The sequence below is a fragment of the Halomonas litopenaei genome (assembly GCF_017303055.1).
GTDB lineage: Bacteria > Pseudomonadota > Gammaproteobacteria > Pseudomonadales > Halomonadaceae > Halomonas > Halomonas litopenaei_A.
Map to the genome: position 1 here is coordinate 243,745 of NZ_JAEKJT010000004.1, position 12,182 is coordinate 255,926.

General features: G+C 62.3%; 6 protein-coding genes. All 6 read right to left on the reverse strand.

Translation table 11 applies throughout. From position 1 onward, the window contains the following. Positions 1-21: 21 nt before the first annotated feature. Positions 22-3,570, reverse strand: a complete 3,549-nt coding sequence (locus JF545_RS08480) for a sensor domain-containing protein (protein ID WP_206941294.1) — start codon at positions 3,568-3,570, stop codon at positions 22-24. 477 nt (positions 3,571-4,047) lie between these two features. After that, a complete protein-coding gene (locus JF545_RS08485; RefSeq protein WP_206941296.1) occupies positions 4,048-5,409 on the reverse strand; it encodes a GntP family permease in 1,362 nt (453 codons plus the stop codon). A 265-nt stretch (positions 5,410-5,674) separates the two neighbouring features. Further along, entirely contained in the window at positions 5,675-6,934 is a 1,260-nt protein-coding gene (locus tag JF545_RS08490; protein ID WP_206941297.1) for a sugar diacid recognition domain-containing protein, read from the reverse strand. Between the two features lie 77 nt (positions 6,935-7,011). Continuing rightward, positions 7,012-7,275, reverse strand: coding sequence for a hypothetical protein (locus JF545_RS08495; RefSeq protein ID WP_206941298.1), 264 nt, complete (start codon positions 7,273-7,275; stop codon positions 7,012-7,014). Between the two features lie 128 nt (positions 7,276-7,403). Next, positions 7,404-10,391, reverse strand: coding sequence for a formate dehydrogenase subunit alpha (gene fdhF, locus JF545_RS08500; RefSeq protein ID WP_206941299.1), 2,988 nt, complete (start codon positions 10,389-10,391; stop codon positions 7,404-7,406). Beyond that, entirely contained in the window at positions 10,388-12,133 is a 1,746-nt protein-coding gene (locus JF545_RS08505; protein WP_206941300.1) for an NADH-ubiquinone oxidoreductase-F iron-sulfur binding region domain-containing protein, read from the reverse strand. Before JF545_RS08505 ends, fdhF begins: the two co-directional genes overlap by 4 nt. Between the last annotated feature and the right edge of the window lie 49 nt (positions 12,134-12,182).

Here is a 12,182-nt window from a genome sequence, read left to right on the forward strand (position 1 = left end):
CATCTGACTAGGGCCGCCTGACTAGGGCCGTCTGCTGTCCGTCGCCACCAGCGGGATAACCTCGCCACTCTCGGCGGCCGTTGGTGGCGTCAGATGTTCACGGCGCAACAGCGCATCAAGCTCACGAAACGGCACCGGTCGCGAGAACAGATAGCCTTGGAATGTGGCGCAACCCAACTGCTTCAAGGTGTAGCAGTGTCGCGCGGTCTCCACGCCCTCGGCCAACACTTCCAGGTCCAGCTCTCGGGCCAGTGAGATAACGCTCCTGCACACGGCAAGGTCTGGCTCGCTATCGAGACAGTGAGCGACGAACCCACGGTCAATCTTGATCTTGTCGATGGGCAGCGACTTCAAGTAGTCAAAGCTGGAATAGCCGGTACCAAAGTCATCGATCGCAGCCGTCACGCCGCGGCGGGACAATTTTTCCAGGGTCTTGGCCACACCCGGCTTGTCTTCCAGCAGCATGCCTTCGGTGATTTCCAGCTCCAGCCAGTCCGATGGCAGCTGAATGTCATCCAACGCCTGGCACACACTGGACAGGAAGTCCTCACGGTGGAATTCCAGTGGCGACAGATTGACCGCCACCCTGCCTGGCGATAAACCCAGCTGTAACAATCGCTTGGCGTCCTGACAGGCTCTACGCAGAATCCAGCGGCCCAGCTCGATGATCTGGCCCGTTTCTTCCGCCAGAGGAATGAACTCGGCAGGCGATACCCAGCCCAGGTCCGGATGGCACCAGCGCGCCAGTGCCTCAAGTCCCGTGACACGCCCAGCACCATCCACCTGGGGCTGGTAAAAGACCTGCAACCGCTGCTGGTCCAGCGCCACCCGCAGTGCATTGCGCAGCATGACATGTCGACCGGAAGCTCCCTCCAGCGTACGCGAGAACAGCTGGCACTGGTTTCGTCCTCGCTGCTTGGCCTGGTACATGGCCAGGTCCGCCTGCTGGATCAACCGCTGAGAGCTCACCGCCGACTCACTGTCCAGCATCGCAATCCCGATACTCGCGGAGATATGCAGCTGGTGGCCATCCACGCGGAAAGGCTCATGCAACTGCTCAAGCAGCCGTTCGGCCACCACCACCGCTTCCTCTCGCCCACCAATGTCCACCAGCACCATGACGAATTCATCGCCACCGAGTCGTGCCAGGGTGTCCGAGCGGCGCTGTCCTCGCCCCAGCCGCTTGGCGACCTGCACCAGCACGCGATCACCGGTTTCATGGCCCAGACCGTCGTTGATCGGCTTGAATGCATCCAGATCCAGGAACAGCACGGCCAGCCCCTTCTCATGCCTCTGCGCAAGCGCCACATCATGCTCCAGACGGTCTGACAGCAGCAGTCTGTTGGGCAGACCGGTCAAGGCATCGTGGGTGGCCTGATGGGCCAGCATCTCCTCCTGGGCCTTGCGCTGAGTGACATCGTCGACAATGCCGATGAAGTGGCTGACACCCTCACGACTGGCATGTACCGGAGACAGGGTCATGTCATACCAGCGGCAAGCCCCCACGTCCTGCGTTGCCAGCACCGTGACGGAGCCGGCCTGCCGAGTCTTCATCCAATGACAGATTTCGCCTTCCGTTACCGGGTCAAGTCCCATACGCCGCGCCAGCTCACTGGCCTTGAGGCCGATCAAGTCAGCGTTGCGCGCACCCAGCATGCGACACACCGCGGCATTGACGTAGATGACCGGCCCGCCCCTGGCGATGGCATCGAAAATGACCACGCCATTGGTGCTTTCGGTCAGACAGCGCTCCATGATCGAGAGCCTGGCCTGCTCCACCTGACGCTGGGTCACGTCGGTGAAGCTCGCAAACAGGCCTGCACAGGCCCCCTCGACCCGAATCTGCTGCAGCCTTACCAGGAAGCAGGAGTGCTTGGTATAGCACTCGAACTTGACCGACTGCTGGTGCCCGGACATGACCTCGTCGAAATGCTCATGCAGCTCAGGCGGTGGCGTATCGCAGCTCATCAACCGGCAGGCGATGTCACCAAAAGGCTGACCGATGGCAGTGGTTTCCGATGAGCCTGCCGACACCGAGACGGCGCCTACCGATGCTTGCTGATTCAGGGCACGCTCTGCCGATGCATTCAACTCGGTGACCAGTCCCGAGCGACGTACCTGCAACATGGGATCAGCGCTCAGCCCGAACAGGGAGCGAAACTCCTGCTCTCTCGCCGCCAGGGACATGGCCTGACGACTGCGGATCTTGGCCAGGGAAATCCACACCATCAATTGGTAAGTCGCGAACAGCCCCAATGCCGCCAGCATCGCCGGCAGCAGGACGCCCACCAGCTTTAACGGCAGCGATGCCTGAATACGCAAGGTGCCGCCACCAGACATGGCGATGTCCTCCCGCATCAGCCCAGCAAGACGACCGTGCTCTACCCAGACCTCGCCGGGCCTATGCTCCACCAGCATGCTTTCATTCCAGCCGATCAGCGTCATTCTGGCTTCCAGCCCCTCACTCATGCGATCGAGCCATGGCCCCATACTCACCAACGTCACCAGCCTGGGGCCGAAGCTGCCAAAGCTATTGACCTCCAGCAGGGCGTCTCCCTCGGCGAGTATCCACCAGCGCATGGGTTCATCACGCCGGCGAGCGAGCCAATCGCGAACCTGAGGCATGTCGAGCAGCTCCGCCAGTCGGCTGTCGGCCGAGCCTGAGTCAGGACCAAGACGACGCAACACCTTGCCATCCTGCCACCAGACATAGTCGACGATCTCTTCGTGGCCTGAAGACCCTGTCGGTTCAGGCGACCCTCCGGCCTGCGTCAGCGGCATACTCCATTCGCTCCAGCCTTCGCTGTAGCGTTCCTGCCATTGCGCAATACGACTCCCGAGGATATCCAGCTGGGAGGCGAGATTGTCACTGAGACTGCGTGAATAAAGGTGGTATCCCCCAAACGCCACCAGCAGACTGAGACTGGTGCCTATCAGTCCAGCCCACACGGCACGGGGAGCAAGAACACGGAAGTTGATCACATCAGGGCGTGGCATCAACAGCAAGATCACCCCGAAAATGATGATCATCAGGGTCCCCAGGGGGCGCGTCTCGAACAATAGCTGCCGCCAGCGCGGCACATCCTCGGCATCGCTGATCATCAACAGGGTCAGGCTGCCGCAAGCAATACTCGTCCCGCCGAGGCACTGCAGCAACCATCGCTTCCAGCGATCCGAAGACTCAGTCTCCCGACTGTCCTGCCACACCGAAACGGCCAGCAGCATCAGCAGCAGCGAGGACATGCCCGGCTGGGCGGTCACTCGCCCCGGGTGTTCCCATGCCTGGTCCAGCAGCCATAGCGCCTGGAACAGACCATAGCCAAGCAGCAGCAACGCTGCTCCACGCTTGATGACGCGACGCTGCTGGATCAGCGCAATGATGCCAGCCGTCGCCAGCAGCGACGCCAGGGCCCCCGAGCGACTGAAGGTCAACAGCTCGAACAGGAACAAGGCTGGGGATGGAGGCGCAATCAGCGCATGCAGGGCCACCAGCCCACCAAACGTCAGCAACACCACCACCAGCAGCGTGGTCGCCAATCCCGCTCCTTCTTCCTTATGCCGATCCATCATTCGTCAACCTCGCTCGCGGCTGACTTTCCCGGCGATCCTGCCTGCTGGCTTCCTGCAAACGCCAGCATTATCTGCCATGGCGCCCCTGCTTCAGCGGATACATAGCTTGCGCGTCGGAAAGTCCATCGTTATTTCTGCCTTTGCTAACTATCCTGCACAAGTTGGTGACGTCGCTCTTGGTAACAATATCGTAAACTCATGTAAGAATAATGCTACAAACTTTACAGTCACATCCTACTTAGGGGGAACAACGCCTGACGGCAGTGAGGCCCTATCACCGCGGTCATGGAGCGTTTCTGTGAGCCGGCAGTCATGTGGCCAGGAGCATCGAGCGCCTTGCAAGAAGCCATATGCAGGCGAAAAAGGCAGGTAAAAACAGCAGAGACAAACAGTAGGTACTCACCATCGGTACAAACAACAGATAAAAAAGAGGGCAGGCCATTGGCCTGCCCCGTATCGGATCATCGTGACGTGCAGTTAGAGCATCACCAGTGACAGCAGATAGACCAAGGCCATCGCCGTCACCCCCTGCACCAGGGTCGCCAGGGTCTGGGCGCGATAGGCCAAGCCCACGCTCATCCGACTGAACTGAGACACTACCCAGAAGAAACTGTCATTGGCATGGGATACTGTCATCGCCCCTGCGCCGATGGCCATGACGGTCAGCACCCGTCCCATGTCACTCTCGAGACCGAGATCTCCCAGCATCGGGGCCACCAGAGCAGACGTTGTCACCAGCGCCACGGTAGAAGACCCTTGGGCAGACTTGAGTGCCGCGGACACGATAAAGGGCATGAAGATGCCAACCCCCAGTGCGGAAAGCGTCTGCCCAAGGTATTCGCCCAGCTCGGTCGCCTTGAGCACCGCACCGAAGGCACCGCCGGCACCGGTGATCAGCAGAATTGGCGCGGCAGCGACAATACCTTCACCGATACGCTGGCTAAACTCTTCGATCTTGCTCTCACTCTTGAGCAGCATTGTGGAGAGCAGCAAACCGATGACCAGGGCAGTCAACGGCTGTCCCAGGAAGCTGAGCACGGTCAGCACATCACCCTCACCGAAGGGAGCCGCCGGCAGGCGCGCCACCGAACCGATGCAGATCAGCAGGATCGGGATAAAAATCGGAGCAAACGCCGCCATCGGGCTGGGCAGACGGCCGTAGCTGGCACGCAGCGCCTCCCAATCCTGATGGTGGTCGCCGTCCTCGAGGGCCGGATTGGCCACGTCCGGCTCGGTATGACGGAAGCGACGCGCCCACAAGGTGCCAGCCAAGGCGGCAACCGCGGCGACGAAGACCCCCACACCAATCACCAGGCCCAAATTGGCCTCAAGCCCAAGGTTGCCCGCGGCAGCAATCGGACCAGGAGTCGGCGGCACGAAGGTATGCGTGGCATAAAGCCCTGTTGCCAAAGCGACACTCATGGCAATGGGCGATGTCGTCAACTTGCGGGCCAGGGACTCTTTCAGCGAGTTCAGAATCACGAATCCGGAGTCACAGAAGACCGGAACCGAGACGATATAGCCGATAATCGACATGGTCAGCGTCGGAAAGCGATCCCCGAGCTTGGCGATGATCACATCCGCCATGGTGATCGCGGCCCCACTCTTTTCCAGAATGATGCCGATGATGGTGCCCAACACAATGACCAGGCCGATATAGCCAAGGATGCCGCCAAAGCCCGATGTGATCGTGCTGACCACCGAATCGAGTGGCAGCCCGTAGGCAAAGGCCGCGATAAAGGCCGACGCCAACAGCGCCAGAAAAGGGTGAACCTTTAACTTGCTGGTCGCGATCACGATGAACGCAATCACCAGCAGCAGGATGACAACCAGACTCATGGCGTCTTTGTCTCTCTATGTGGATGAATGGAAGACACCGCCAGCGGACGTGGCAAACGCTCACATCCCGCGACTCACGAGGTGTCCTGCTCCCTGAGGGCCCGGGACCTGCGGAGCTGAGGGGCCTGAGGCCTGACAACGGAAGATTTGATCCCAGTGGGCCAGCATTTCCCCGTGGGAGTATGCCTGATCCGGCCGCGGATAACGCCGTCATCTTGCACAAAATCCGCTGAAAATTGACCGCCCAGGTTGTGCGGATCACCAACTATCCATCATCGATGGACAGCTGAAGTCCCAGGTACAGCTCCACCAGGCCGGTGAAGCGGTGAGGAGAGATGCCGGTGATGTCGTGGATCCGATCGAGACGATAACGCAAGGTATTGCGGTGTATATGCAGCGCGTCGGCACAGCGACTCAGATTGCCCTGGTGCTTGATCAGGCTGTTCAGCGTCTTGAGCAAGCGCCCGCCGCTGTCGTTCTGGTGAATCAGGTCAATCGCAGAGCGAAGCTCATGCCCTTGCCACCCATCCGCCAAGGGCGACAGCAGCACCGGCAGGTGAAGGTCATCGTAGTAGTAGGTCGTTCGCTGCGGGTAGTGCTGCTTGCCGACCTGCAACACCTGCTGGGCACTTTCCACCGACAGGTGCAGGTCCTTGGGGGCATCGAAGGCCCGCCCTACGGCGACCCTGACATCGTCGATGCCATGCCCCCGCAGTCGTTCCAGCAGGTCATTGATCCGCCGCTGTTCATCTGCCATGCCCTCCGCGCCGCCGGACGCCCTGCCGCGCCCCCGATTCATCATCGGCCGTGGCTGCTCTGTCGAGCTCTCACCCCTCGAGCGCTCACCCCTCGAGCGCTGACCCGTCGAGGACCGGTCTGACACAGGCTTGGAGCTAAGCGGCTTGAGGACGAGGATACGGTGCGACGACACCAGCGACACCAGGTTATCCCGCTGAGGTGTAGCCAGCAGCTCCATCAAGCGCTGCATATCGGTCAGGCGCGACGTGGGACTAGCGCGATCCAGCTCAATCAAAACCGCCACCCGAGGCACTCTTACATCAATGCCTAGGCGCTCGGCCCAATCCAGCAACTGGTCGGGAGCAAGCTCATTGTTGATCCAGGAAAGGATAAACCCTTCGCGGTGGCGCTTGGCCCATTCCAGTCGCGCCAGCATATCGGCTTGCTCCACCAGCATTTCAGCCGCGACCTTGACCAGTCGCGCAGACTGGCGGACCCGTTCCGGCTGGCCCGTGATGCCCAGCACACCGACCGTTTTGCCGGCACACTCCAGCAACAGGTTGATGCCAGGGCGCGCGCCCTTGAAAGCCGCCACGTCGGCATCACCGATTTCGAGCGCATTGCGACGTTTCAACGCCAGCACCGCTCCATCATGCAGCGTCCCCAGCCGAGCGGCATCGCCACTGGCGATGATGACCCCGCGTGCATCCATCACATTGATGTTGGCATCGAGGATATCCTGGGTCTTGTCGATGATCTGCTGTGCGAGCTCAGCGCTCAGAATCATGGGGCCACCTGCCACCGTTGGCGAATAGCCTCCATCTTCTCCGGCGCTTTAGCGGGCTGCAAGCCAGGTGTGAACGCTCAATGGGGGGCAACCAGTCCCCCTTCGTCGTTCAAGCCCATCAGGTGGGCATGGATGGCCTGATACACGGATGGCAGTACGATCTCACGCTGGCCCAGCAGCTCCGTGACCAGGGAAGCCAGTCCGGGCAGGCCGCCTTCACGGGCCTTGAGCCGCGCCATACGGGCGCAGGTCTCGGGACAGGCGTCTTCCGGCAATCTCAGCCCAAGAGCCACCAGGCGATCTCGAAAATCACGGCCATCCACCAGCTCGGCAATCATCATGTTCGCGCCCTCTTCTTCATCAGCTCGGCCACGGAAGCGAGGCATCCGGAGTGGATCGCAACAGCACAGGGTCCGCTCTCGCCGCCCAGACCCAGTACGAGCCCTCAGCCCTCAGCCCCAACAGGACCCTAGGACTCTACGGTATCAGCGACAGGCTCGGCGCGGGTCAGACGACACGCTGCATACTTGAACTCCGGAATCTTGCCGTAGGGGTCGAGCGCCGGGTTGGTCAACAGGTTCACCGCTGCTTCAACATAGCAGAAGGGCACGAAGACCATGCCGTCCGGCATACCGTCATCGAGCCGGGCCACCAAGGTGATGGCACCCCTCCGGGTGGAGATCGTCAGCCGCTCACCTGGTTGCATGCCCAGGCGTGCAAGCTCTCCCGCCGACAGGCTGGCCACCGCTTCGGGCTCGAGCTCATCAAGGACACTGGCTCGTCGGGTCATGGACCCGGTATGCCAGTGTTCGAGCTGACGCCCGGTAGACAGCACCGTCGGGTAGTCATGATCGACAGGCTCGTCGGGGGGCATAGGTAGCGCCGGAGAGAACGTTGCCTTGCCATTGGCCGTAGGGAAGGCGTCAGAGAACACCACATCGGCACCTTCGGCGTCCGGTGTCGAGCAGGGATAGGTGACCGCCCCTTCCTGTTCGAGGCGCTCCCAGCTGATGTTATCGAACGAGGCCATGCCCTTCTGCATCTCGGCGAAGACGTCACGGGGGTGCTGATACTGCCAGTCGAGCCCGAAACGTCGCGCCATTTCCTGAATGATCCACCAGTCCGGTCGGGCATCTCCTGGCAATGGCAGTGCCTGACGCCCCAACTGCACCTGGCGATTGGTGTTGGTCACGCTGCCGTCCTTTTCCGGCCAGCTCGAGGCCGGCAGGATGACGTCGGCGAACTGAGCGGTCTCGGTCACGAACAGGTCCTGCACGACCAGGTGCTCCAGGCGGGCCAGCGCTCCCCTGGCATGAGCCAGATCCGGGTCGGACATGGCCGGGTTCTCGCCCAGGATGTACATGCCACGAATAGTACCGGCGTGAATGGCATCCATGATCTCGACCACGGTGAGGCCCGGCTCGGGATCAAGGCCGCTGCTGTCCAGGCCCCACAATTCCTCGAAGGATGCCCGTACCTGAGCATCCGAGACCGGCTGATAGTCGGGAAGGACCATGGGAATCATGCCCGCATCAGAAGCCCCCTGAACATTATTCTGGCCACGCAAGGGGTGCAGTCCGGTACCTGGACGGCCGGTGTGGCCACACGCCAGCGCCAGGGAAATCAGGCAGCGCGCATTGTCGGTGCCGTGGGTATGCTGGGAGATCCCCATGCCCCAGAAGATCATGGCCCGCTCGGCGCTGGCATACTCCCTTGCCGCCGCCCGTATCTCCTCGGCGGGAACCCCGCACAGGTCCGCGACCGACTCCGGTGTCTGGCCTCGCACGGCATTGGCCAGCCGCTCGAAGCCCTCGGTATGGTCGCGAATATAGTCCTCGTCGAACAGCGCTTCCTCGATGATGACCTGCAGCATGGCATTGAACAGGGAAACGTCGGCACCGGGGGTAAACCGCAGCACCCGGTGGGCATGCGCACCCATGGCCTGACCACGGGGGTCGATAATGATAAACCGGGTACCGCGCTGGGCGGCCTGCTTGAAGAAGGTGGCCGCCACCGGATGATTGACCGCTGGATTGCAGCCGGTAAGGATCACCACATCCGCCTGCAGCGCCTGCATGAAGGAGGCCGTTACCGCACCAGAACCGATACATTCCATCAGGGCCGCAACGGAGCTTGCATGACACAGGCGCGTGCAGTGATCGACATTGTTGCTGCCGAAACCAAGACGCACCAGCTTCTGGAACAGCCAGGCTTCTTCATTGGAGCACTTGGCGCTCCCGAAGCCCGCCAGCGCCCGCGGACCGTGGCTTGCCTTCAATTGCGTCAGGCCACCCGCCGCCAGGGCCAGCGCCTCTTCCCAGGACGCTTCGCGGAAATGGGTCAGCGGATTGGCGGGATCAAACGCCGGGTCCAGCCCCTTGGGCACGCCCTCACGGCGTATCAAGGGGCGCGTCAGGCGCGATGGGTGACGCGGATAATCAAAGCCGAAGCGCCCCTTCACGCATAGCCGCCCCTGATTGGCCGGCCCGTCACGCCCCTCGACAAAGGCGATGGCATCGTCCTTGATGTGGTAGGTCAGCTGACAGCCAACGCCACAGTAAGGGCAGACCGAGTCGACCTGGCGATCGATATTGGCACGACTGCCCCTGCCGTGGTCGTCGACCATAGTCGCGGGCATCAGGGCACCGGTAGGACACGCCTGGACACACTCACCGCACCCCACGCAGCTGCTGTCGCCCATGGCGTCGTCAAGGTCGAACACGACCTTGCTGGCAGCCCCACGATGGGCCATGCCAATGACATCGTTGACCTGTACTTCTCGACACGCCCGAACACACAGGTTGCAGGTGATACAGGCATCCAGATTGACGGTCATGGCCGGATGACTGGCATCGTGACCCGCCGCCCCTTTAGCTGGCGTCATCGGTGATGTGGGAGGTGAGACAAGGTGCCGCCCTTCGGCCCCATCGCATCGGCCAGGCGGGGTAGGTAAGTGCTCACCGGGGAGGCGATAGTCAGGGGCGTGTCGCACCACATCGCGGCGCCTGCGCGGATAGCGCGCCCGCGCCTGGGTAGCGTCCACCGCCAGCCGCTCGGCCATGTTCCACAGCTGACTCGAGCGATCAGGGCTGTCTTCCTGGGCGGGCTGATCGCTGAGCAGCAGCTCCAGCACCCCTTCCCGCGCCAGGCGGGAACGCTCCGAGGTGAGGCTCTTTACCACCATGCCTGGGCGTGCCTCGCGCAGGCAGCTGGCAGCGAGTACTCGCTCACCTTCAATTTCCACCATGCAGGCACGGCAATTGCCATCAGCGCGGTAGCCGGGGGCCTCCTTGAAACACAGATGGGGGATCGTCTCACCGGCGCGCTTGGCCACCTGCCAGATAGTCTCGCCTGGGTAGGCGCTCACTTCGGCGCCGTCCAGCGTCAGCAGAAAGGCCTCTGGCAGGGCCTCGTCCGCGGCGGTGGAAGCGCCCGCGGTCTTGGTGACCTTGGTCATGATGTGGCTCCTTCCGCTGCGTCGCTGACAATGATGTCATGGCGGGAGAGGTCATCGCGGAAATGCCGCAGCAAGCTCAGCACGGGATTGGGGGCAGCCTGCCCGAGCCCGCAGATGGAGGCGTCCTGCATGATGCGCGAAAGACGTTGCAGGTCTTCCACCACCCAGTGCTTGCGCTCCAGCAGGCTCAGCATCTTCTCGCTGCCTACCCGACAGGGCGTGCACTGGCCGCAGGACTCATCGGCGAAAAACGCCAGCAGGTTCACGGCGACGGCGCGCAGGTCATCCTGATCGGACAGCACGATGATCGCCGCAGAGCCGATAAAGCAGCCTTCTGCCTGAAGGGTATCGAAGTCCAGGGGAAGGTCCGCCTTGGACGCGGGCAGGATGCCGCCTGAAGCGCCCCCTGGCAGGTAGCCGGCCAGCCGGTGACCGTCAGCCATGCCGCCGCCGAATTCCTCGATCAGTTCGTTCAGGCTGATCCCGGCGGGAGCCAGATAGACGCCGGGACGACGCACCCGTCCTGACAGCGAGAAGCTCCTCAATCCGCTGCGCTGGCGTCGTCCTTCCCGCGCGTACAGCGCCGCCCCTTCACGCCACAGCACCGGTATCCAGTAGAGCGTTTCGACGTTGTTGACCAGGGTCGGTCGACCGAACAAGCCCTGCTGGGCGACCAGCGGCGGACGGTGGCGCGGCTTGCCGGGCTTGCCTTCCAGGGATTCGATCATGGCCGACTCTTCGCCACAGATGTAGGCACCGGCCCCTCGGCGCAGTATCACCTGCCCAGGGTTGATCAACCCCTGGTCCTCGAGTTCAGCGATGGCCTCGCGCAGCACCCGATGCGCCCCCGGGTACTCGTCGCGCAGATAGATATAGACACCTTCCGCCTGAACCGCCCAGCATGCCACCAGGGCGCCTTCCAGCATCTGGTGCGGGGCTCGCTCCAGGTAGTAGCGATCCTTGAAGGTGCCGGGCTCGCCTTCATCGGCATTGACGGCACACCAGCGAGGTCCGGGCTGTTCGCGCACGGTGCGCCACTTGCGGTGTGTCGGGAAACCGGCACCCCCCAGCCCGCGCAGGCCTGAGCGCTCAAGCAGCGTGGCCAGGTCTTCGAAATCGACCTGCCCCGACAGGCATCCCTTGAGCAGCTCGTAGCCCCCTTCCTGCTGGTAGCTGGCCAGGGTCTGCCACACCACCGCCTCTGGATGGGTTCGCCCGGTATCCAGCAACACCTCCACCGCTTCCACGCTGGCATGCCCCAGATGATGATGCCCTACTTCCACTACCGGGGACTGATCGCAGCGACCCATGCAGGGAGCGCGGGTCACGCGCACCTGTGCGGGATCCAGGCCGTCCGCCAGTGCATCAGCGAGCCGTTGTGAGCCCGCCAACTGACAGGAAAGCGAGTCGCACACTCGAACGGTCAAGGCAGCAGGCGCTGGCTCATCGTCGTGCACCACGTCGAAGTGGGCATAGAAGGTGGCTGTTTCATACACGGCCGCCATGGGCAGCGACATGTAGCTGGCCAGCGCTCTCAGCCACTCCAGCGCAAGATAGCCATTGGCATCCTGAATCGCGTGGAGGTGCTCGATCAACAGCTGTCGCTGGCGCAGCAGGGGTTGCTGACGCTCGTCCCCGAGCAGATGGCGCAGTGCTTCCAGCACCGAGGGAGTGGTCTGGCGCCCCTTGAGCGTCTTGCGGGTTCGCCTGGCAGGACTGGCGGTCACGGTTTCTGCGGTCATTGTTTGACTCTATTTATGTGGCGTTAAGGTCACCTGGTGACATGCTGGC

Excerpts from the sequence above, each read along its gene's own strand:
- JF545_RS08490 (WP_206941297.1), bottom strand. The coding sequence starts at position 6,934 with ATGATTCTGAGCGCTGAGCTCGCACAGCAGATCATCGACAAGACCCAG.
- JF545_RS08485 (WP_206941296.1), bottom strand. The coding sequence starts at position 5,409 with ATGAGTCTGGTTGTCATCCTGCTGCTGGTGATTGCGTTCATCGTGATC.
- JF545_RS08505 (WP_206941300.1), bottom strand. The coding sequence starts at position 12,133 with ATGACCGCAGAAACCGTGACCGCCAGTCCTGCCAGGCGAACCCGCAAG.
- JF545_RS08495 (WP_206941298.1), bottom strand. The coding sequence starts at position 7,275 with ATGATGATTGCCGAGCTGGTGGATGGCCGTGATTTTCGAGATCGCCTG.
- fdhF (WP_206941299.1), bottom strand. The coding sequence starts at position 10,391 with ATGACCAAGGTCACCAAGACCGCGGGCGCTTCCACCGCCGCGGACGAG.
- JF545_RS08480 (WP_206941294.1), bottom strand. The coding sequence starts at position 3,570 with ATGATGGATCGGCATAAGGAAGAAGGAGCGGGATTGGCGACCACGCTG.